The sequence below is a fragment of the Pseudomonas sp. FGI182 genome, from assembly GCF_000511325.1.
GTDB lineage: Bacteria > Pseudomonadota > Gammaproteobacteria > Pseudomonadales > Pseudomonadaceae > Aquipseudomonas > Aquipseudomonas putida_Z.
This window is the reverse complement of record NZ_CP007012.1, coordinates 2,491,598-2,512,644: the sequence shown is the minus strand read 5'-3', so window position 1 is coordinate 2,512,644 and position 21,047 is coordinate 2,491,598. Positions and strand designations below refer to the sequence as shown.

The following is a 21,047-nucleotide window of genomic DNA, read 5'->3' as shown; positions in this document are numbered from 1 at the left end:
CGGGCGGATGTACAAAAGCCTGAGAACCTGACAAGTAGGGCCCGAACATGCAGTTGATCGAACATTCCGACTCGCCACGCTACGTCCGCCTGCACGACGACGACAATGTCGTGGTGGTGGTCAACGATGGCGGCCTGGGCGAAGGCGCCCGCTTCGCCGACGGCCTGACCCTGGTCGAGGGCGTGCCACAGAGCCACAAGGTAGCCACCGTGGCCATCGCCAAGGGCGAGCCGGTGCGCCGCTACGGGCAGATCATCGGCTACGCGCTGGAAGACCTGCGCCAGGGCAGCTGGGTGCAGGAGAGCCAGCTGGCCATGCCGGCCGCGCCGGAGCTGGACAGCCTGCCACGCTGCGACGCCGTCCCGCAGCCGCTGCCGCCGCTCGAAGGCTTCACCTTCGAAGGCTACCGCAACGCCGACGGCACCGTCGGCACCCGCAACATCCTCGGCATCACCACCACCGTGCAGTGCGTGGCCGGCGTGCTGGAGCATGCGGTAAAGCGCATTCGCAGCGAGTTGCTGCCCAAGTACCCCAATGTCGATGACGTGGTGGCCATCACCCACAGCTATGGTTGCGGTGTGGCGATCAACGCGCGCGATGCCTACATCCCGATCCGCACGGTGCGCAACCTGGCGCGCAACCCCAACCTGGGCGGCGAGGCCCTGGTCATCAGCCTAGGCTGCGAAAAGCTGCAGGCCGGCCAGGTGATGCACGACAACGACCCGTCGGTGGACCTCAGCGACCCGTGGCTGTACCGCCTGCAGGACGCCAGCCTGGGCTTTGTGGAAATGATCGAGCAGATCATGGAACTGGCCGAGACCCGCCTGAAGAAACTCGACCAGCGCCGCCGCGAAAGCGTGCCGGCCAGCGAACTGATCCTGGGTATGCAGTGCGGGGGCAGCGATGCCTTCTCGGGCATCACCGCCAACCCGGCGCTGGGCTACGCCGCCGACCTGCTGGTACGCGCTGGCGCCACCGTGCTGTTCTCGGAAGTGACCGAAGTGCGCGACGCCATCTACATGCTCACCTCGCGGGCGGAAAACCAGGAGGTCGCAGACGCCCTGGTGCGCGAAATGGACTGGTACGACCGCTACCTGCAGCAAGGCGCCGCCGACCGCAGCGCCAACACCACGCCGGGCAACAAGAAAGGCGGCTTGTCGAATATCGTCGAGAAGTCCCTGGGGTCGATCGTCAAGTCCGGTAGCGGCGCCATCCAGGGCGTGCTCGGGCCGGGCGAGCGGGTCAATCGCAAAGGCCTGATCTTCTGCGCCACCCCGGCCAGCGACTTTGTCTGCGGCACCCTGCAACTGGCTGCCGGCATGAACCTGCATGTGTTCACCACCGGCCGCGGCACCCCGTACGGCCTGGCCATGGCGCCAGTGGTCAAGGTCTGCACCCGCAGCGAGCTGGCCCAGCGCTGGCCCGACCTGATCGACATCGACGCCGGGCGCATCGCCAGCGGCCGCTCGACCATCGAGGAGCTGGGCTGGGAGCTGTTCCACTACTACCTGGACGTGGCCAGCGGCCGCAAGCAGACCTGGGCCGAACAGCATCGCCTGCACAACGACATCACCCTGTTCAACCCGGCACCGATTACCTGATGACCCGGCTTCTCGACAGTGTCGCGATCCCTGTGGGAGCGGGCGAGCCCGCGAAGCAGGCAACCCGGTGTATGGCACCGGCTGCGCCGGTGTTCGCGGGCTCGCCCGCTCCCACAGGTCATGCGACAACCTGCCAGATTTTCTCTCAACCTACAGGAGCACCCCATGCCTGAAATCCTCGGCCACAACTTCATCGCCGGCCAGCGCAGCGCCGCTGGCCCGCAGCGCCTGCAGAGCCTGGACGCCAGCACCGGCGAGGCCCTGCCCTACAGCTTCGCCCAGGCCACCGAAAGCGAAGTGGACCAGGCCGCCAAGGCCGCGGCCGCCGCCTTCGCCGAATTCCGCCAGCTGGCCCCGGCGCGGCGCGCCGAATTCCTCGACGCCATCGCCGCCGAACTGGACGAACTGGACGACGCCTTCGTCGCCATCGTCTGCCGTGAAACCGCCCTGCCCCCCGCCCGTATCCAGGGCGAGCGCAGCCGCACCAGCGGCCAGATGCGCCTGTTCGCCCAGGTGCTGCGCCGTGGTGACTTCCTCGGTGCGCGCATCGACCTGGCCCTGCCCGAGCGCCAGCCCCTGCCACGCGTGGACCTGCGCCAGATGCGCATCGGCGTCGGCCCGGTCGCCGTGTTCGGCGCCAGCAACTTCCCGCTGGCCTTCTCCACCGCCGGTGGCGATACCGCCGCGGCCCTGGCCGCCGGTTGCCCAGTGGTGTTCAAGGCGCACAGCGGCCACATGGCCACCGCCGACCTGGTCGGCTGCGCCATCCAGCGCGCCGCCGAGCGCACCGGCATGCCCAAGGGCGTGTTCAACATGGTGTTCGGTGGCGGTGTCGGCGAGTGGCTGGTCAAGCACCCGGCCATCCAGGCGGTCGGCTTCACCGGCTCGCTGAAAGGCGGTGACGCCCTGTGCCGCATGGCCGCCGAGCGCCCGCAGCCGATCCCGGTGTTCGCCGAGATGTCCAGCATCAACCCGGTCATCATCCTGCCGGGCGCCCTGGCCAAGCGTGGCGAAGCCATCGCCCGAGAGCTGGCCGGTTCGGTGTGCCTGGGCGCAGGCCAGTTCTGCACCAACCCGGGCCTGGTGATCGGCCTGCAGTCGCCGCAGTACAGCCAACTGCTGGCAGAGCTTGGCCAGTACCTGGACCAGCAGGCCGGCCAGACCATGCTCAACGCCGGTGGCCTGCGCAGCTACGTCGGTGGCCTGGAGCACCTGCAAGCCCATGCCGGTATCGAGCACCTGGCCGGCCAGGCGCAGGCAGGCAGCCAGGCGCGCGCCCAACTGTTCAAGGCCGATGCCCGCCTGCTGGTGGAATCTGACCCGCTGCTGCAGGAAGAAGTGTTCGGCCCGACCACCGTTGCCGTGGAAGTGCAGGACAACGACCAATTGCGCGCCGCCCTGCTCGGCCTGCGCGGCCAACTGACCGCGACCCTGATCGGCGAACCGGAAGACCTGCAGGCCTTCGCCTGGCTGGTGCCGCTGCTGGAGGAGAAAGTCGGGCGGATCCTGGTCAACGGCTACCCGACCGGTGTCGAGGTGTGTGATGCGATGGTGCACGGCGGGCCCTATCCGGCCACGTCGGATGCGCGCGGCACGTCGGTCGGCACCCTGGCCATCGACCGCTTCCTGCGCCCGGTGTGCTACCAGAACTACCCGCAGGCGCTGTTGCCTGAGGCACTGCGCGACGGCAACCCGCTTGGGCTGCGCCGGTTGGTGAATGGCCAGTGGAGTGAGGGCGCGATCTGATCGCCCCTTGAAACCAGAAAGCCCCGCGCATGGCGGGGCTTTTCTTTTGGCTGTACCGGCCTCTTCGCGGGTAAACCCGCTCCTACAGGAACCGCGCCGTACCTACAGGTAATGGATAACCTTGTGGGAGCGGGTTTACCCGCGAAGAGGCCAGGTCAGGCAACAGAGAAGCCTCAGACCCCCTGCGCCTCGGCCTCTGCATGCGCCTGGCGCAAGCGCTCGCGGCTGTTGCTCAGGTGCATGCGCATGGCCATCTTCGCCCCTTCGCTATCACGCCGGGCGATGGCTTCGTAGATCGCCTCGTGCTCGTGCATCAGCCGGCTCATGTAGTGCGCCTGGTCATCATGGGCCAGGCGCGCCGAGTTCAACCGGGTACGCGGGATGATACTGGTGCCCAGGTGGTTGATGATGTCGGCGAAGTAGTGGTTGCCGCTGGCCTGGGCAATGCGCAGGTGGAACTGGAAATCCGCCGACACCGCATCCGTGGCGTGGGCAGCCCCTTCGTTGAGTTCGTCCAGCGCCGCGCGCATGCCGGTCAGCTCTTCATCGCTGCGCCGCTGCGCCGCCAGGCCCGCCGATTCGATCTCCAGGGCAATGCGCAACTCCAGCACCGCCAATACTTCGCGCAGGGTGACCACGGTCGCCGGGTCGATACGGAAACCACCCGTGGCTGGCGCGTCCAGCACGAAGGTGCCAATGCCGTGGCGGGTCTCGACCTGCCCGGCGGCCTGCAGCCGCGAGATCGCTTCACGCACCACCGTGCGGCTGACACCCTCTTCGGCCATGATCTGCGATTCGGTCGGCAGCTTGTCGCCGCGCTTGAGCTGGCCGCTGCGAATGCGCTCGGTCAGCACCGTGACCAGTTCCTGGGCCAGACTGCGCGGCTTGCGCCGGGTCTTTGCCTGTACCTGCTGCTCTGTCATTGCCCTGTATTTCACCTTGAAAGACAGCGCTCATCATAGCGCAAGCAGTTGTACGATCACATACACGCAGTGCGGTATTTATTCGCTGGGTTGCACGCCACCAGTCGATTGCGAGCGACCATGGTCTGACGGCAAATTGCTGGCCCCCAGTGCCTGCTTGTGAAGGCAAACTTCGTTTTCCTTCAGATGCTTAGGACAGCAACATGCGAGTACTTCTAGCAACGATGGCCGGCTGCCTGCTGGCCACGCTCGCTTTCGGCGCCCAGGCACGGGCGCTGAGCCAGAACGATCGCCACACTTGCGGCTGGGGCGCGCAGATAGCCGCCGAGGCGCAGCAGGCCAAGCTTTCCGGGGTAACTCTGTATGCCACGCGCAAGAAGCTGCAGGCGCGCAAATTCCCCAAACCGTGGATGCGCATGACCGCCTTCGGCATTACCGAACAAACCTACAACAGCCGCTCGCGGCTCAAGCCTGCAGCGATCAAGCAGACCTATTACGAGCAGTGCGTGCAGCATGCTGTAGCAAGGCGATAAAGCTCTGCAGGAGATTGCCCAGCCCTTTGGGGTACGCTGTGGGAGCGGGCGTGCCCGCGAATGCCACAACGCGGTGTATGGCACCGGCTCCGCCGGTGTTCGCGGCGGTTCGACGCCTCGACATGCCCGCTCCCACAGGTGCCCTGCTAATTCAATTGGTTATGTGCAACTCTATAGCCGCCACGGTGCGCCGGCCTCGAAGCGTGCTTCCAGCCACGCCTTGAAAGCCACCAGGGCGGCAGTGTTGAGGCGCGCGGTCGGCCGTACCAGGTAAATGCCTGCCGCCACATCCAGCTGCCATTGCGGCAGCACCCGCACCAAGCGCCCGGCGGCAAGGTCCTCGCCCATCAGCCAGTCCCCTCCCGCCAAGATGCCAACGCCACGCCGCGCCGCCTCCAGCAGGGCTTCGTTGTCATTGCTGCGCAGGCTGCCGGCAACCTTGACACTCACCTGTCGCCCACCACTCATCAGTCGCCATTCAGGAAAGCTTCGCAAGCCACTGAAACTCAAGCAATTGTGCCCAGCAAGATCCTCCGGTTGCCCAAGTGCGCCATGCCGGGCCAGGTACTCGGGCGACGCACACAGGATGCGCAGGTGATCGCACAGCTTCCTGGCCACCAGGCGGTTGTCAGCCAGCTCGCCAATGCGGATGGCGGCGTCGAAACCCTCGCCGATCAGGTCGACGAAACGATCGGCATACTCGGCCTCCACCATCACCTGCGGGTAGGCCAGCACGAAATCGGCCAGCATCCCGCTCAACCAGCGCCGGCCCATGGCTGCCGGCAATGCCAGGCGCAGGCGCCCACGTACCGTAGCTGCCCCTTCGGCCGCTTCCTGTTCGGCCTCGGCGATCAGCCGGTTGGCCTCGCGCACCTTGGCCACCAGCCGCTCGCCTTCATCGGTAAAGCGCAGTTGCCGCGTGCTGCGCTCCACCAGGCGAATGCCCAGGCGCACCTCCAGTGCACTCAGACGCTTCGACAGCACCGTGGGGTGGCGCTCCAGCTGCCGCCCGGCAGCGGCAAACGAGCCCTGCTCGTGCAGCGCCAGCAAGGTGGCAAGTTCATCGGCGCGGCGGCTGTCGAAGGCATCCATGGCAAGGCTCGGCACAAGGCAGTAAGGGTGAAAGTCGGGTATCAGGCAGTAAGGACCAGCGCGCCCTCCGACTGCCCTTGCTCCAGGTCCCCGTGGGCCCTGGCCGCGTCGGCCAGCGGGTAGGCACGCCAGACCCGAGGCTGGATGATACCCTCGGCGACCGCCGCCAGCACATCGGCGGCGCGCTGCTGATACTCTTCGACCGTGCGGGTGTGTGCCGCCAGCGAGGGCCGGGTCAGGTACAGCGAGCCCTTGGCGTTGAGCGTGGCAACCTCGATGGCCGCCGGCGCGCCGGAGGTGCCGCCGAACGACACCAGCAAGCCACGCACCCGCAGGCTGTCCAGCGAGGCTTGCAGCGACACCTTGCCGACACAGTCATAGGCCACGTCCACGCCCTGGCCCTGGGTCAGCTCACGGACCTGGCCGGCCAAGGTTGCCGCGTCGAACACCAGCACATGGTGGCAACCCGCTGCCTGCGCCCTTGCCACACTCTGCGGGCGTGATACCACGCCGATCACCGTCGCCCCAAGGTGCCGCGCCCAAGGCGCCATCAGCTGGCCCAAGGCACCGGCGGCACCGTACAACAACACTTGGCTACCCGGGCCCACGGCATAAGTGGTCTTCAGCAAGTACTGCGCCGTGATGCCCTTGAACAGCACGGCGGCAGCGGCCTGGTCATCCAGCTGCGGCGGCAGCTTGATCAGGCGCTCGGCCGGGTACAGGCGGCCGCTGGCGTAACCGCCAACCGGGCCCATGGCATAGGCGACCCGGTCGCCCACCTGCACGTCATGTACCCCTTCGCCGACGGCGGCGACCCGCCCAGCCCCTTCCAGCCCCAGCCCGGAAGGCAAGTCCAGTGGGGCACCGCCCTTGCGCTGCAACAGGTCGAGCGGGTTGACACCCATGGCCGTCTGTTCCAGCCAGACCTGGCCGGGCCCTGGGGCTTGTGCTTGCAAGTGTTCAAGCTGCATGACATCGGCGGTGCCGGTGCTGTTGAGAACGATGCGGGTAGCCATGATCGAATCCTGTTGGATGGGTGTTCGAGTCAGGCTAATCAGGCGGGGAAAGTTGAACAATCAGGCGGGATGCAGATGATTTCTGCACCCCTTGCAGCAATTCGCTCAGTGCCTCAGCACCCGGTCAGCGCTACAGGCCGACGCTCGCCGGCAAAGAACAGCGGACGCAGGCGCACGCCGATCAGGTTGCCGGCATGGGGGCGCCCAGGCTACGCGGCTCGGGTGTTGCGGTTGCGGAAAGACCCATCGGAATACTCGGATAACAGTGAAACGGGTGGGGAATATAACCCCAACGACTGGCGCGTTCCTTGTAGGAGCAGCCTTGTGCTGCGAAGAGGCCGGTACTGACTCCGCCTGTCTATGGCCTGTACCGGCCTCTTCGCAGCACAAGGCTGCTCCTACAGAACCTCACTAAACCAATACGTCATGTGTCGTTCTATAAAAGCGGTCTTGGGCATTTGTTAAGCTAATGAAAACTGCCAGACACAACCAAGACCATTCGCACCATGGATGAACTACGCAAGATCGACCTCAACCTGCTGCTCGCCCTGCACGCCCTGCTGAGCGAAAAGCACGTGACCCGCGCCGCCCTGCGCCTGCACCGCAGCCAACCGGCGGTAAGCCACGCCCTGGCGCAGTTGCGCAAGCACTTCGACGACCCCTTGCTGGTGCGCCAGAACGGCCGCATGGCCTTGACCGCCCGCGCCCAATCGCTGGCCAAACCGCTGCACGACGCCCTGGGCAACCTCAACGGCCTGCTGGCCGCCCCACAGTTCGAACCGGCCAAGGCCCAGCGTCGCTTCAGGCTCTCGCTGTCCGACTATTCCTCGCGGATCATCCTGCCACCCCTGCTGCGCCACTTGCGCCAGGTCGCGCCCGGGGTGGACCTGGCCATCAGCCAGGCCAGCCGCGAAACCATGCTGGCCCAGTTGCTCGATGGTGAACTGGACCTGGCCCTGGGCATCTTCCCGGACCTGCCCCAGGCCATCACTGCGCAGCCGCTGTTCACCGACAGCTTCATCAGCGTTGCCGACCGCCAGGTGCTGCCGGCCAACGGCGGCCTGACCCTGGCCGACTGGCTGGCCCGCCCGCATGTGCTGATGGCCATGCACCCGGATGCCTTCGATGAAATCGAACGCGCCCTGGCCGCGCAAGGCCTGCGTCGGCGGATTGCCCTGGCCTTGCCGCACTGGAGTGCGGCGGTCGAGGTGCTGGCCGGCACCGACCTGATCCTGACCGTGGCCAGCCGCGCGGTGGGCTCGCTGCACCAGCACAGGACCTTGCGCCAGTTCGAGCCGCCACTGGCGATTCCTTCGTTCGATTACCAGCAAGCCTGGCACAGCCGCAAGGACGACGACCCCGGGCATCGCTGGCTGCGGGAAACCGTGTGGGCGTGCAGCCAGCCGGGGCGCTGATCAGCCTTCCGGCTGTTTCACCACGGCAGTGGCACTGGCCGGCGTGCCTGCTGCCCAGGTGCCCTGCACCAGCAGCACGCCGCAGAGGATCAGCACCACACCCGCCAACCTGGCCAGGTTGAGCGGCTTGCCCCCCAACCCCATCACCCCGAAGTGGTCTGCGACCACCGCCGTGATGATCTGCCCCGCCACCACCAGCACCAGGAAACCCGCTGCGCCCAGCCTGGGGGTGAGCGCCGCGGCACCGGCCACGTACAACGCCCCGAGCACACCGCCAACCCACAGCCACCAGGGCCCCTGCAAGGCCTTGCCCATGTCTGGCGCCGGCACCCTGAGGATCAGCAGCGCGGCGATCACTACCAGCGAACTTACCGTCAATGACGTGAACGCACCCCACAACCAGTGCCCCAGCGCCCGGCCGACGGCGGCATTACCCGCAGCCTGGAACGGCAGCACGGCACCGGCAAGCAACGCCAGGGCAAAGGGAAGCACCAGAAGGCACAAGGTCTTGCTGAACATGGCAGTCCTCATTCGTGACAGATGTTCAGGCGATGATCGGAAAATTCCCTTTATCCATGGAAATCGAAAGTGTGCACGCATGCTATTCGCCACATGGATACCAGCCAATTGGGCTAGGATGCTGCGCAGCCTCGGCGCCCGCGGCCTGAGCCGGCGAGTTCACGGCTGAGGCCAGACCAAACCGTATGTGATGGAGCACATTCGATGACAGATGAACGTACAACCCTGATCGACCATGGGCAGTTGCCCACCCGCAACCTGGCCGAATGCCTGGCAGTGGATCAAAGGACCCTGGTCCGTGCACTGGCGGGCCAGTTGCCCGACAAGCTGATCGAACAGCTGGCTACCTGCGCCGAAGAAACATGCTCGCAGGGCCTGTCAAAAAAAATCACGGGAATCGGCCTTGCCCTTGGGCAGTGGCTGGAACCCGTACCTGCGCCCCAGCGCCAGCAGGTGTTGGAGCAGTGCAGCGCACACAGCTCCGATACGGTGCGCAGCTGGGCGGCCTTCGCCCAGGCGCACCTGTCGCGCACGCTCGATCTCGAAGCCGCATTGCTGGCCCAGCTGCGTTTTGCTCGCGATGAACATTTTGGTGTGCGCGAATGGGCCTGGATAGCCCTGCGCCCGCGCCTGGCCCAAGCGCTGGATGATGCCCTGGCCCTGCTTGCCCGACATGCCGGCGACAGCAACCCACTGGTACGACGCTTCTGTATCGAGGTGCTGCGCCCACGTGGCGTCTGGTGCGAGCACATCGCCGCACTCAAGCAAGCGCCCGAAGTGGCCGACCCACTGTTGGTGCCGCGCCTGGCCGAAGCAGACAAGTATGCCCAGGACTCGGTTGCCAATTGGCTCAACGATGCCAGCAAGACTCGGCCCGATTGGGTGATGCAGCTGTTCGAACGACATCCGCCGTCATGCAAGGCATCACGGCGGATCCATGCGCGGGCAACCCGTAGCCTGCCCCAATGAAGGGTCAGCGCGAGGTTTCGACGCGCAGCACTTCGGTGTAGATCGCGTCGACCGTCTGGCCGACCTTGAGGTTCTTCATGCGTGCCTGCAGGTCAGGGTTCTCGACCTTGACCACCTGCAGCTTGCCCTCCGGCGGCAACAGGCTCACCTCATGCGTCTCGAGGTCGATCTTCTTGATCTGCGAGGTCACCTTGACCTGGCGGAACGCCTCGCCGCCCGGGTTGGGGTTGTCTGCCGTGGCGCGAATGGTACCGGACTCCTCAGTCGCCTTCGGTGCACCGCCCACCTCGGGATTCAGCACATAGGCCACAGCACGGGTCACGTAGATGTCGACCTGGTCACCCACCTTGAGGTTGGGCAGCGCCTTGGCCTTTTCCGTGAGCTGGAAGGTCACATCCTTCTTGGCGTCAGGGCCTTTTACCGTGACCTGGCGGCTGGCCAGGTCGATGGCCGTGACCTGCGTGGTGACGTGGCTTTCCAGCGCCTCGCTACCAATAGGAATACCGGCAGCCTGCACCGTGAAGCTGGCGGCGGACGCCAGGGTGGCAAGGGCAACAGCACGAGCGAGAGAGCGAATCGGATTCATAGGCCTGCTTCCATGTGATCAAGACCGAATGGGGCGTGAAATGTTCACGCGCCAACAAGCATAGCCCTTGCCTGGCACATTGCCGGCCCTCCCCCTTGCGACGTGTTTTGTCGTTTTTTTGCCACGAGCACCCTTGCAACAGCAAATGCGAACTCTTTACACTTGCTTTACATTTACAAATCATTACTATTCGTGACCTTCAAATACAACAAAGAGTCACCTGTAATGGCAAAAAAGTCTGTTGCACCAGCATCCATTTCCATGCTGGGCCTGCTGGTTGTGCCTGCTGTTCACGCGGCTGTCCAATCTGAATCGCAGGGTTCCCTCGCCTTGCCCGCCACTGCCGTCACCAGCGCCTACGAGCAGCAAAGCTACAAGGCCAGCGAAAGCCGCAGCGCCATGAAGATCGACGCCCCGCTGCGCGACATCCCGCAAACCGTCAACGTCGTGCCCGAAAGCGTGATCAAGGACCAGGGTGCGCAGTCCATGGAAGACGTGCTGAAGAACGTGCCCGGCGTCGGCCTGTCCAACGGCGACGGCCAGCGTGACCAGGTGACCATTCGCGGCTTCAGCGCCATTGGCGACATGTACATCGACGGCGTGCGCGACGACGCCCTGTACTTCCGTGACCTGTCCAACATCGAGCGGGTCGAGGTGATCAAGGGCCCTGCCGCCGTGCTGTATGGTCGTGGCTCTTCGGGCGGCCTGATCAACAGCATCAGCAAGAAGCCGAGCTTCACGCCCAAGCGCGAAGTCGGCATGAGCTTCGACAGCGAAGGCAAGCGCCGCACCCAGTTCGACACCGGCTGGGCCGACCCGCAAAGCAACCAGGCCTACCGCGTGACCGGCGCCTTCGAAGACAGCGACACCTTCCGCGACGATGGCTACATCGACCGCAAGGCTATCGCGCCGTCGGCCTACTTCCGCCTCTCCGACGACCTGGAACTGAACCTGGGCGCCACCTATCTGTACGACAAGCGCCTGATCGACTTCGGCATCCCGGCGCTGGGCAACCGCCCGGTAGATGTGGACCGCGACAAGCGCTTCGGCTCCGGCGATGCCGACCAGGACTACGCCCGCAGCGAAGTGTTCTCACTGACTGCCAGCCTGGACTACCGCATCAACGACGACTTCACCCTGACCAACACCAGCCGGTACTACCGCTACGACCTGGACCGCAACAACACCTTGGCCGACAGCAGCCCGACGCGCTTCGTCACCGCGCCTGACGGCGAACTGCTGGTCAAGCTCAACCGTGGCAACGTCGCCCGCGACGAGTACGGCATGTTCAACCAGACCGAACTCAAGCAACAGGCGCAGCTTGCCGGCATGCAGCACAACCTGCTGTATGGCGTGGAGGTGGGCTTCCAGGACAAGCACCAGCGGGTGCTGAGCCAGAACAACGTGGCCCAGGTGCCGGTGTATCGCGACGCCCTGGTGCCGGTGCCAGAGCACGCCGCCAACCTGTCGTCCAAGGGCACCAACTTCCAGCAGACCACCGGCCTGTATGTGCAGGACATGATCGAGTTGAACGAGCACTGGAAGGCCCTGGTCGGCGTGCGTTATGACATCTTTGGCCAGGAGTACGACGACGACCGCGCGCAGAACGTAGACCTCGACCGTACCGACAAGACCTGGAGCCCACGTGCCGGCCTGGTCTACCAGCCGGATAACATCCAGTCCTACTATGTGTCGGTCAGCCGCAGCTACCAGCCTTCGGGCGAAGTGTTCGCGGTCAGCCCGACCAACCAGCACCTCGAGCCGGAAGAAACCACCAACTACGAAATCGGTGCCAAATGGGACCTGCTCGACAGCCGCCTGTCGCTGACCGCAGCGGTATTCCGCCTCGAGCGCACCAACATGAAGACCGCCGACCCGGCCAACCCCAACCTGACCGTGCTGGCCGGCGAGCAGCGCACCGACGGCTTCGAAGCCACCGTCAGCGGGCAGCTCACGGACAAGTGGCAGATCTACGCCGGCTACGCCTACCTGGATGCCGAGATCACCAAGTCCAACAGCAAGACCAACGGCGTTGCCAACGAAGGCCAGACCCCTACCCTGACGCCGCGTAACAGCGCCAACGTCTGGCTGGTGCGTACCCTGACCCCGGAATGGCGCGTGGCCGCCGGCGCCAACTACGTCGACGAGCGCTACACCGCACTCGACAACGTGGTGGTGATGCCGGGCTACACCACCTTTGACGCCGCGCTGCTGTACAGCGTGCCGCAGTGGGACGCCGCACTGCGCCTGAAGAACGTGTTCGACCGCGACTACTATGCCTCCGCGCACGGTTCGGTGGACCTGATCACCCCGGGTGCACCGCGTACGCTGGAAGCCAGCTTCAACTACCGCTTCTGATCGTTGCCCCAGGCGCAAGGCCTTGCCATGGTGCAAGGCCTTGCGCCTGGGGCAACGCAAGCGTTCACCGCTTCGCTTGAATGCAATATCCTGTGCAGAGTATGGCAGCGGTCTTGCCGGTGTTCGCGGCGGGGAGTCCTGCGCCTCGGTAAGGAGAGCATATGAGCAGTAAACCGATTCGCCCCTACACGTCCTGGGCGCTGACCACCCTGCTTGCCTTCAGCCTGGCACTCACCGCCGGCTGCTCCAGCAAAGCCAGCAAAGCCAGGTACGCGACGCCCGCAACGGGCTCCAACTGCTTCGCCAAAGCCGTGCCCACCACCGGCGAAGGCGGCCTCGCGTGGGGCAATACGCTGAGCATTGCCCGGCAGAAATCGCTGAACAACTGCGTGCGTTATGCAAGCCGGTCAGGGGGCACACCGAAGACTTGCCAGGTGGTGATGGCCAAGTGCAAGAACTGAGCGCTTGGCCCGTGGGCTCAACCTCGAATGATCACCACTTCAAGGTACTCACTCGGCACCACCAACGACGACGCGCCGCCCACATTGCTTTCATTCAGCAATTGGGTCAGATCCCGCTCCAGCGCCCCGGCCGTCTCCGGCTCCAGCGAGGCAAACGCCTTGTGCACCGGCCCGTACCAGGTGCGGAACACCTCGATGAAATGCGCCGCCGAGCGATAGCGGAAGTTGAAGTGCTGGCGGCTGACCTTCAATTCGCCCAGCGCCCCCTCGAACATCACGCGCAACTGTTCTTCATCACCCCAGCGTGAAGGCGGCAGAGCCCCGGCTGGTGGCGGTACATGCCGCCCGAGGGTCTTGAACATCTGCCCGACGAACCCTTGCGGGGTCCAGTTGGCCAGGCCGATCCGGCCACCGGGCCGGCACACCCGGCCCAGCTCACGCGCGGCCTGGGCCTGGTCGGGCGCGAACATCACGCCGAAGGTGGACAGCACCGCATCGAATGTTCCATCGGCAAACGGCAGCGCTTCGGCATCGGCGGTCTGGAACACCACATTGAGGTGCTCGGCCCGCGCACGTTCTTCACCGCGCTTGAGCAGCTCGGGCACATAGTCGGTGGAGGTGACACGGCAGCCGCGCCGGGCAGCAGCCAGGGTGGCATTGCCGTTGCCGGCGGCGACATCCAGCACCTGCTCGTCCCAGCGCAGGTCACAGGCTTCGGCCAGGCGCTCGCCAACCAGTTGCAGGGTGGTGCCGATTACCGCGTAGTCGCCACTGGCCCACGCGGCTTGCTGGCGGGCTTTGAGGGCATTGGTATCCAAAGGGGTGCTCATGGTCTGCGCCTTCTTGTTGTGCGCGGCCGAGGTCCTTCTGGCGGTCAACGCGCCATGGATCGAGGGGATGGGAGCAAAACGCTACGCGCCTGGCAGGCGAAGCGGCAAGACAGATTGGGGATAGCGGTTATTTGAAACCGATATATGAAGGCGATCGACGTCGTTGTAGGAGCGGCCTTGTGTCGCAATGGGCCGCAAAGCGGCCCGGCAATATCAGCTTCAATGCCAAAACGGGGCCGCTTTGCGGCCCATCGCGACACAAGGCCGCTCCTACAGGAGTAACGCGTGGTCAGGCCAGTTTGGCCCGGGCCGCGTGCAGCTTCTTGTAGCTTTCGATCAGGCGCAGGTGGCGATCGAGGCCTTCGAGCTTCATGCTGGTCGGGGTCAGGCCATGGAAACGCACGCTGCCGTCCACCGAACCCAGCACCGCGTCCATGCGCGGGTTACCGAACATGCGGCGGAAGTTGGCTTCGTAGTCGTCCATTTCCAGTTCGTCGTCCAGCAGCACTTCCAGCACCACGTTCAGCGCCTGGTAGAACAGGCCGCGCTCGACGGTGTTGTCGTTGAACTGCAGGAACGCCTCGACCAGTTCCTTGGCGTCCTCGAAGCGCTGTACCGCCAGGCAGATCAGCAGCTTCAACTCGAGAATCGTCAGCTGGCCCCACACCGTGTTCTCGTCGAACTCCACGCCGATCAGCGTGGTGATGGTGGTGTAGTCATCCACATCGCAGTTGTCCAGGCGCTTGAGCAGCAGCTTGAGGGAACGGTTGTCCAGGCTGTGCAGGTTGAGGATGTCGGCGCGGAACGACAAGGCGCGGTTGGTGTTGTCCCAGATCAGGTCCTCGACCGGGTAGATCTCCGAGTAACCCGGCACCAGGATGCGGCAGGCGGTGGCGCCAAGGTTGTCGTACACCGCCATGTACACTTCCTTGCCCAGGTCCTCGAGGATGCCGAACAGGGTCGCGGCTTCCTGCACGTTGGAGTCCTCGCCGTGGCCGGAGAAGTCCCACTCGACGAACTCGAAGTCGGCCTTGGCACTGAAGAACCGCCACGACACCACGCCACTGGAGTCGATGAAGTGCTCGACGAAGTTGTTCGGCTCGGTCAGCGCGTGGCTTTCGAAGGTCGGTTGCGGCAGGTCGTTCAAGCCTTCGAAGCTGCGGCCCTGCAGCAGTTCGGTGAGGCTGCGCTCCAGCGCCACTTCCAGGCTCGGGTGGGCGCCGAACGAAGCGAACACGCCGCCGGTGCGCGGGTTCATCAAGGTCACGCACATCACCGGGAACTCGCCACCCAGCGACGCATCCTTGACCAGCACCGGGAAGCCCTGCTCTTCCAGGCCCTGGATGCCGGCGACGATGGCCGGGTACTTGGCCAGCACCTCCTGCGGCACATCCGGCAGGCACAGTTCGCCTTCGAGGATTTCACGCTTCACGGCACGCTCGAAGATTTCCGACAGGCACTGCACCTGCGCCTCGGCGAGGGTGTTGCCGGCGCTCATGCCGTTGCTGAGGAACAGGTTCTCGATCAGGTTGGACGGGAAGTACACCACCTGCTGGTCGGACTGACGCACGAACGGCAACGAACAGATGCCGCGCGCGGTGTTGCCCGAGTTGGTGTCGTACAGGTGCGAGCCACGCAACTCGCCGTCCGGGTTGTAGATTGCCAGGCAGTGCTCATCGAGGATCTCGGCCGGCAGCGCATCGCGCGGGCCGGGTTTGAACCACTGCTCGTTCGGGTAGTGCACGAACGACGCGTTGGCCAGGTCCTCGCCCCAGAACTGGTCGTTGTAGAAGAAGTTGCAGTTCAGCCGCTCGATGAACTCGCCCAGCGCCGAGGCCAGTGCGGCCTCCTTGGTCGCGCCCTTGCCGTTGGTGAAGCACATCGGCGACTGGGCGTCGCGCACATGCAGCGACCACACGTTGGGCACGATGTTGCGCCACGAGGCGATCTCGATCTTCATCCCCAGCCCGGCGAGGATGCCCGACATGTTGGCGATGGTCTGCTCCAGCGGCAGGTCCTTGCCGGGGATGTAGGTGCTGGTGTCCGCCACCGGCATCAGCAGGCCCTGGGCATCGGCATCGAGGTTGTCGACCACTTCGATCACGAACTCGGGGCCGGTCTGCACCACCTTCTTCACGGTGCAGCGGTCGATGGAGCGCAGGATGCCCTGGCGGTCCTTCTCGGAAATGTCCTCGGGCAGTTCGACCTGGATCTTGAAGACCTGGTTGTAGCGGTTTTCCGGGTCGACGATGTTGTTCTGCGACAGGCGAATGTTTTCGGTGGGGATGTCGCGGGTCTGGCAGTACAGCTTGACGAAGTAAGCCGCGCACAAGGCCGAAGACGCCAGGAAATAGTCGAACGGCCCCGGGGCCGAGCCATCACCCTTGTAGCGGATCGGTTGGTCGGCGATCACCGTGAAGTCGTCGAACTTGGCTTCGAGACGGAGATTGTCGAGAAAATTGACCTTGATTTCCATGCGGGATTACCGTGATTTAAGCGTGCAAAACGAAATTGGCCGGCATTATCCGGGTTTTCGCTGCGGAAGTCCCCCTCACCTCCAAATGCGCTTTCCTGTAGGAGCGGCCTTGTGTCGCGATGGGCCGCAAAGCGGCCCCTTACAATACTGCATGCTGCCAAGATCCCGGGGCCGCTGCGCGCCCCATCGCGACACAAGGCCGCTCCTACAGGCGATAGCGCACATCGCCGCTTGCGCATTTCACCGAATTGCTTGCCTGATCCTCTGAACCTGCCCCCGCCAGCAGACCAGCGGTCACCCCGCTGTGCTAGCGTTTCTGCACTGGGGAGCACCGTATTCCCCGATCAGAAGAAACCAAGCGACAGCAACCGTTGACGGGCAGGTGAACCATGGAACTACGCATCAACCAGAAGACCTACCAGGTCGAGGCAGACGCCGACACGCCCCTGCTGTGGGTGATCCGCGATGACCTGGGGCTGACCGGCACAAAGTATGGCTGCGGCCTGGCCCAGTGCGGCGCCTGTTCGGTGCTGGTGGACGGCAATGTGGTGCGCGCCTGCGTCACCCCGGTGGCCGGCGTGGTCGGGCGCGAGGTGACCACCATCGAGGCGATCGAGGCCGATGCCGTGGGCAAACGGGTGGTCGCGGCCTGGGTCGAGCACCAGGTGGCCCAGTGCGGCTACTGCCAGTCCGGCCAGGTAATGGCGGCCACGGCGCTGCTCAAGCACACGCCCAAGCCCAGTGACGCGCAGATCGAGGCTGCCATGGTCAACCTGTGCCGCTGCGGCACCTACAACGCCATCCATGCCGCCGTGCATGAGCTGGCCCAAGGGGAGAAGGCCTGATGAACACACCTGTCGATACCCCCGCCGAACTGCTCAAGCTGCAACTGGGCGAAACGGTCAACCTGTCGCGTCGGCGCTTTCTTGCCGGCACGGCTGTCGGTGCCCTGGTGCTGGGCTTCGGCCTGCCCATGGGGTCGGCCCGCGTACAGGCAGCCGCCGCAGCAACCCCGGAGCGCGGTACCCAGGTGCCGGCGTTTCTGGAGATCCGCCCGGACGGCAAAGTACGCCTGCTCAGCCCGTTCATGGAAGGTGGCCAAGGCCCCTTCACCGCCATGGCGCAGATCGTTGGTGAAGAGCTGGACGTCGACCCGGCCAATTTCGTGGTCGACAGCGCGCCGCCCGGCGAAGCCTATGTAGTGATGGAAAATGGCATGCGCATCACTGGCGGCAGCATGTCGGTGCGCATGAGCTACCCGACCATGCGCCGCCTGGGCGCCCTCGCCCGGGCCATGCTGCTGCAGGCGGGCGCCGAGCAGCTGGGCGTGCCGGTCGAAGAACTCTCCACCACGCCGGGTAACGTGGTACATACCACGACTGGCCGCTCCATCCCCTACGGTGAGCTGGCCGGGCGGGCCATGGACCTGCCGGTGCCGGACCCGGCCAGCGTCAAGCTGCGCGACCCCAGCCAGTTTCGCTGGATCGGCAAGCCGGTACGTCGCCTGGATGCCTACGACAAGTCCACCGGCAAGGCTGTGTACAGCATCGATATCAAGGTCGACGGCATGCTCCACGCTGCCGTGCAGCACGCGCCACGCCTGGGCATGACCGTCGGCAGCCTGCGCAACGAAGACCAGGTCAAGGCCATGAAGGGCGTGCATTCGGTGCATCAGCTGCCGGGTGCCGTGGCCGTGGTTGCCGAACGCTGGTGGCACGCCAAGCGCGCGGTCGAAGCCATCCAGGTGGACTGGAAGGAGCCTGCGGCCGACAGCCCGGTACGGCCAATGCCGGCCGACTTCTCCAGCGATGGCTGGCGCGAGCACCTGGCCACGGTCACGGGCCCGGCGCGCGACGACGAAAACCAGGGCGATGTGGCCGGCATGCTGGCCAGTGCCAAGACCCGGGTCGAAGCAACCTACCACAACCAGTACCTCAACCACGCCCAGCTGGAACCGCCGTCGGCACTGGCGCGCTTCAACCCGGACGGCACCCTTGAGGTGTGGCTGCCCAACCAGGCACCGGACATGTTCCGTGACGACATTGCCAAGCGCACCGGCCTGGCCCCGGCGCAGATCACCCTGCATTCACCGTTGCTGGGCGGTTTCTTTGGCCGCCACTTCCTGTACGACTCGGCCAACCCCTACCCACAGGCCATTGCCTTGGCCAAGGCGGTCGGCCGGCCGGTGAAACTCATCTGGAGCCGCGAAGAGGAATTCCTCCGCGATGTGCTGCGCCCGGTCGCCGTGGTGAAGTTCCGCGCCGGGCTGGATGCCGACGGCCTGCCGGTGGCCCTCGAAGCCGTGAGCGCCACCGAAGGTCCGACCGAAGCCATTGCTGGCAAGCAAGGCGAAAAGCTCGACCCGACCGCGCTCGAAGGGCTGTCGGGCAAGTCCTACGCCATCGCCAACAAGCGCATCGCGCAAATCTACGTGAAAGGCCCGGCCATGCTCGGCTACTGGCGCTCGGTGGGCAACTCGCTGAACGACTTCTTCTATGAATCGTTCCTCGACGAACTGGCCGACAAAGGCGGCAAGGACCCATTCGAACTGCGCCTGCACCTGCTGCGCGACAACCAGCGCCTGACCAACCTGTTGCAGGCCGTCGCCGAACTGTCCGGCGGCTGGAAGCGTGGGCCGTTCACCGCCGAGGATGGCAGCAAGCGAGCGCGTGGCGTGGCCATGGCCTCGCCGTTCGGCTCGGAGGCAGCGGTCATTGCCGAGGTGTCGATCGAGAACGGTCAGGTCAAGGTGCACGACATCTGGCAGGCCATCGACCCGGGCAGCATCGTCAACCCGGCGATCATCGAGCACCAGGTCAACGGCGCCGTCGCCCTGGGCCTGTCGCAGACGCTGCTGGAAGAAGCGGTGTACGTGGATGGCAAGCCGCGCGCGCGCAACTACGACCTGTACCCGATCCTGCCGCCGTCGCGCATGGCCAGGGTGCATGTGCGCATTGTCGAAAGCGGGGCGAAGATGGGCGGCATCGGCGAGCCACCGTTGCCCGCAGTGGCACCGGCGGTGGCCAACGCAGTCGCACAGTTGACCGGCCAGCGCGTGCGCAGCCTGCCATTGAGCCGCCATACCTTCAGCTGAGCACACAAGGACGCCCCATGACCCACCGTTTCGCAAGAACCGCTGGCTGGCTGGCGCTGCCGTGCCTGGTCGCGGCAGGCCTGCTGGCCTGGTACGTCACCCGCGAGCCCGCCTCGCCATTTGCCGATGCGCAGGCCACCACTGCCGACCCGGCTTTGGTCAGCCGTGGCGAGTACGTGGCCCGCCTCAGCGACTGCGTGGCCTGCCACAGCCTGCCGGACGGCAAACCGTTCGCCGGCGGGCTGGAAATGGCCACCCCGCTGGGGGCGATCCACGCCACCAACATCACCCCCGACCGCGACACCGGCATCGGTGGCTACAGCCTGGCCGACTTCGACCGTGCCGTGCGCCTGGGCGTCGCACCCGGTGGCCGGCGGCTGTACCCGGCCATGCCCTACCCGTCCTACGCCAAGCTCAGCGATGACGATGTAAAGGCGCTGTACGCCTTCTTCATGCACGGCGTGCAACCCGTGCAGCAAGCGAACCTTGCCAGCGACATTCCCTGGCCGCTGAACTGGCGCTGGCCCATTGCCATGTGGAACGGCCTGTTCGCCGCCACCGCGCCATACGCCGACCAGGCCGGGCAGGATGCCCAGTGGAACCGCGGCGCCTACATCGTCCAGGGCCCTGGCCACTGTGGCAGCTGCCATACGCCGCGCGGCCTGGCCTTCAACGAAAAGGCCCTGGATGACAGCGGCAAGCCGTTCCTCGCTGGTGCCCTGCTCGATGGCTGGTATGCACCGAGCCTGCGGGCCGACCCCAACACCGGGTTGGGGCGCTGGAGCGAGGCCGAGATCGCGCAGTTCCTCAAGACCGGACGCAACCGGCACGCGGTGGTATTCGGCTCGATGACCGAGGCATTCAACAACTCCACGCAGTTCATGAGTGACGACGACCTGGCCGCCATCGCCCGCTACCTGAAGTCGCTGCCCGGCGACCCGCAACGCGACGGTGAGCCGTGGCAGTACCAGGCCGAAACGACGGCGGCGCGGCTCGACAGCCCTGGGGCGCATACCTATGTAACCCGCTGTGCGTCGTGCCACGGCCTGGACGGCAAGGGCCAGGCCGAATGGATGCCGCCTTTGGCCGGCGCTACTTCGGCACTGGCCAAGGAAGACGCCTCGGCGATCAATATCACCCTCAATGGTTCGCAGCGGGTGGTGACGGCCGGGTTGCCCGATGCCTATCGCATGCCGGCCTTCCGTGAGCAATTGAGTGACCAGGAAATTGCTGATGTGCTGGGTTTCGTGCGCAGTGCCTGGGGGAACAATGGTGGCGCGGTGAATGCGCAGGCGGTGGGCAAGTTGCGTGGGCATACCGACCCGGCCAGCAGTAGCCCGATCATTTTGCATATGCGCTGAAATGGGTAGTGCCTGTACCGGCCTCTTCGCGGGCTTGCCCGCGAAGAGGCCGGCACAGCCAACATCA

General features: G+C 65.3%; 17 protein-coding genes. 10 read left to right on the top strand and 7 right to left on the bottom strand.

The features are described from left to right. The first annotated feature begins 47 nt into the window (after nucleotides 1-47). Nucleotides 48-1,601: a galactarate dehydratase gene (gene garD / locus C163_RS11145; RefSeq protein WP_025338828.1), complete on the top strand. Its 1,554-nt coding sequence runs from the start codon at nucleotides 48-50 to the stop codon at nucleotides 1,599-1,601. A 165-nt stretch (nucleotides 1,602-1,766) separates the two neighbouring features. Then, the gene (locus C163_RS11140; protein WP_025338827.1) at nucleotides 1,767-3,347 is read left to right on the top strand and encodes an aldehyde dehydrogenase (NADP(+)); all 1,581 of its coding nucleotides are present in this window, start codon (nucleotides 1,767-1,769) and stop codon (nucleotides 3,345-3,347) included. Nucleotides 3,348-3,520: 173 nt separating this feature from the next. Here C163_RS11140 and C163_RS11135 read toward each other — a convergent pair whose 3' ends face one another. Beyond that, nucleotides 3,521-4,270: a FadR/GntR family transcriptional regulator gene (locus tag C163_RS11135; RefSeq protein WP_025338826.1), complete on the bottom strand. Its 750-nt coding sequence runs from the start codon at nucleotides 4,268-4,270 to the stop codon at nucleotides 3,521-3,523. A 203-nt stretch (nucleotides 4,271-4,473) separates the two neighbouring features. On the opposite strand from C163_RS11135, the gene C163_RS11130 reads away from it, so the two are divergent. After that, nucleotides 4,474-4,803, top strand: a complete 330-nt coding sequence (locus tag C163_RS11130) for a hypothetical protein (protein ID WP_023660807.1) — start codon at nucleotides 4,474-4,476, stop codon at nucleotides 4,801-4,803. 171 nt (nucleotides 4,804-4,974) lie between these two features. On the opposite strand, the gene C163_RS11125 is transcribed toward C163_RS11130, so the two are convergent. After that, nucleotides 4,975-5,895, bottom strand: a complete 921-nt coding sequence (locus C163_RS11125; protein ID WP_025338825.1) for a LysR family transcriptional regulator — start codon at nucleotides 5,893-5,895, stop codon at nucleotides 4,975-4,977. Nucleotides 5,896-5,936: 41 nt separating this feature from the next. Beyond that, nucleotides 5,937-6,911: a quinone oxidoreductase gene (locus tag C163_RS11120; RefSeq protein ID WP_025338824.1), complete on the bottom strand. Its 975-nt coding sequence runs from the start codon at nucleotides 6,909-6,911 to the stop codon at nucleotides 5,937-5,939. Between the two features lie 506 nt (nucleotides 6,912-7,417). Between C163_RS11120 and C163_RS11115 the strand changes: the two genes are divergently transcribed. After that, nucleotides 7,418-8,326: a LysR family transcriptional regulator gene (locus tag C163_RS11115; protein WP_025338823.1), complete on the top strand. Its 909-nt coding sequence runs from the start codon at nucleotides 7,418-7,420 to the stop codon at nucleotides 8,324-8,326. Here C163_RS11115 and C163_RS11110 read toward each other — a convergent pair whose 3' ends face one another. Then, nucleotides 8,327-8,845 carry a DMT family transporter gene (locus C163_RS11110; RefSeq protein ID WP_025338822.1) on the bottom strand — a complete coding sequence of 173 codons (519 nt, stop codon included), beginning with the start codon at nucleotides 8,843-8,845 and terminating at the stop codon, nucleotides 8,327-8,329. Between the two features lie 204 nt (nucleotides 8,846-9,049). Between C163_RS11110 and C163_RS11105 the strand changes: the two genes are divergently transcribed. After that, nucleotides 9,050-9,814, top strand: coding sequence for a hypothetical protein (locus tag C163_RS11105; protein ID WP_025338821.1), 765 nt, complete (start codon nucleotides 9,050-9,052; stop codon nucleotides 9,812-9,814). A gap of 4 nt (nucleotides 9,815-9,818) precedes the next feature. Here C163_RS11105 and C163_RS11100 read toward each other — a convergent pair whose 3' ends face one another. Continuing rightward, nucleotides 9,819-10,400: a hypothetical protein gene (locus tag C163_RS11100; RefSeq protein ID WP_025338820.1), complete on the bottom strand. Its 582-nt coding sequence runs from the start codon at nucleotides 10,398-10,400 to the stop codon at nucleotides 9,819-9,821. A gap of 225 nt (nucleotides 10,401-10,625) precedes the next feature. Between C163_RS11100 and C163_RS11095 the strand changes: the two genes are divergently transcribed. Then, entirely contained in the window at nucleotides 10,626-12,758 is a 2,133-nt protein-coding gene (locus C163_RS11095) for a TonB-dependent siderophore receptor (RefSeq protein ID WP_025338819.1), read from the top strand. A gap of 161 nt (nucleotides 12,759-12,919) precedes the next feature. Further along, nucleotides 12,920-13,219 carry a hypothetical protein gene (locus tag C163_RS11090; protein ID WP_025338818.1) on the top strand — a complete coding sequence of 100 codons (300 nt, stop codon included), beginning with the start codon at nucleotides 12,920-12,922 and terminating at the stop codon, nucleotides 13,217-13,219. Between the two features lie 17 nt (nucleotides 13,220-13,236). Here C163_RS11090 and C163_RS11085 read toward each other — a convergent pair whose 3' ends face one another. After that, on the bottom strand, nucleotides 13,237-14,049 hold the full coding sequence (locus tag C163_RS11085) for a class I SAM-dependent methyltransferase (protein WP_025338817.1): 813 nt from the start codon (nucleotides 14,047-14,049) through the stop codon (nucleotides 13,237-13,239). A 289-nt stretch (nucleotides 14,050-14,338) separates the two neighbouring features. Beyond that, nucleotides 14,339-16,525, bottom strand: coding sequence for an OsmC domain/YcaO domain-containing protein (locus C163_RS11080; protein ID WP_025338816.1), 2,187 nt, complete (start codon nucleotides 16,523-16,525; stop codon nucleotides 14,339-14,341). 389 nt (nucleotides 16,526-16,914) lie between these two features. Between C163_RS11080 and C163_RS11075 the strand changes: the two genes are divergently transcribed. From C163_RS11075 to C163_RS11065, 3 genes are read left to right on the top strand one after another with little or no spacing between them, the layout of a single operon-like run. Then, nucleotides 16,915-17,370, top strand: coding sequence for a (2Fe-2S)-binding protein (locus C163_RS11075; RefSeq protein WP_003259224.1), 456 nt, complete (start codon nucleotides 16,915-16,917; stop codon nucleotides 17,368-17,370). After that, a complete protein-coding gene (locus C163_RS11070) occupies nucleotides 17,370-19,619 on the top strand; it encodes a molybdopterin cofactor-binding domain-containing protein (RefSeq protein ID WP_025338815.1) in 2,250 nt (749 codons plus the stop codon). The genes C163_RS11075 and C163_RS11070 overlap by 1 nt, the downstream gene beginning before the upstream one ends. A gap of 17 nt (nucleotides 19,620-19,636) precedes the next feature. Then, nucleotides 19,637-20,980, top strand: a complete 1,344-nt coding sequence (locus C163_RS11065; protein ID WP_025338814.1) for a cytochrome c — start codon at nucleotides 19,637-19,639, stop codon at nucleotides 20,978-20,980. Nucleotides 20,981-21,047 lie beyond the last annotated feature (67 nt).

Coding starts and splice junctions, on each gene's coding strand:
- garD (WP_025338828.1), top strand. CDS start 48: ATGCAGTTGATCGAACATTCCGACTCGCCACGCTACGTCCGCCTGCAC.
- C163_RS11140 (WP_025338827.1), top strand. CDS start 1,767: ATGCCTGAAATCCTCGGCCACAACTTCATCGCCGGCCAGCGCAGCGCC.
- C163_RS11105 (WP_025338821.1), top strand. CDS start 9,050: ATGACAGATGAACGTACAACCCTGATCGACCATGGGCAGTTGCCCACC.
- C163_RS11080 (WP_025338816.1), bottom strand. CDS start 16,525: ATGGAAATCAAGGTCAATTTTCTCGACAATCTCCGTCTCGAAGCCAAG.
- C163_RS11120 (WP_025338824.1), bottom strand. CDS start 6,911: ATGGCTACCCGCATCGTTCTCAACAGCACCGGCACCGCCGATGTCATG.
- C163_RS11085 (WP_025338817.1), bottom strand. CDS start 14,049: ATGAGCACCCCTTTGGATACCAATGCCCTCAAAGCCCGCCAGCAAGCC.
- C163_RS11065 (WP_025338814.1), top strand. CDS start 19,637: ATGACCCACCGTTTCGCAAGAACCGCTGGCTGGCTGGCGCTGCCGTGC.
- C163_RS11110 (WP_025338822.1), bottom strand. CDS start 8,845: ATGTTCAGCAAGACCTTGTGCCTTCTGGTGCTTCCCTTTGCCCTGGCG.
- C163_RS11090 (WP_025338818.1), top strand. CDS start 12,920: ATGAGCAGTAAACCGATTCGCCCCTACACGTCCTGGGCGCTGACCACC.
- C163_RS11115 (WP_025338823.1), top strand. CDS start 7,418: ATGGATGAACTACGCAAGATCGACCTCAACCTGCTGCTCGCCCTGCAC.
- C163_RS11095 (WP_025338819.1), top strand. CDS start 10,626: ATGGCAAAAAAGTCTGTTGCACCAGCATCCATTTCCATGCTGGGCCTG.
- C163_RS11125 (WP_025338825.1), bottom strand. CDS start 5,895: ATGGATGCCTTCGACAGCCGCCGCGCCGATGAACTTGCCACCTTGCTG.
- C163_RS11135 (WP_025338826.1), bottom strand. CDS start 4,270: ATGACAGAGCAGCAGGTACAGGCAAAGACCCGGCGCAAGCCGCGCAGT.
- C163_RS11075 (WP_003259224.1), top strand. CDS start 16,915: ATGGAACTACGCATCAACCAGAAGACCTACCAGGTCGAGGCAGACGCC.
- C163_RS11070 (WP_025338815.1), top strand. CDS start 17,370: ATGAACACACCTGTCGATACCCCCGCCGAACTGCTCAAGCTGCAACTG.
- C163_RS11100 (WP_025338820.1), bottom strand. CDS start 10,400: ATGAATCCGATTCGCTCTCTCGCTCGTGCTGTTGCCCTTGCCACCCTG.
- C163_RS11130 (WP_023660807.1), top strand. CDS start 4,474: ATGCGAGTACTTCTAGCAACGATGGCCGGCTGCCTGCTGGCCACGCTC.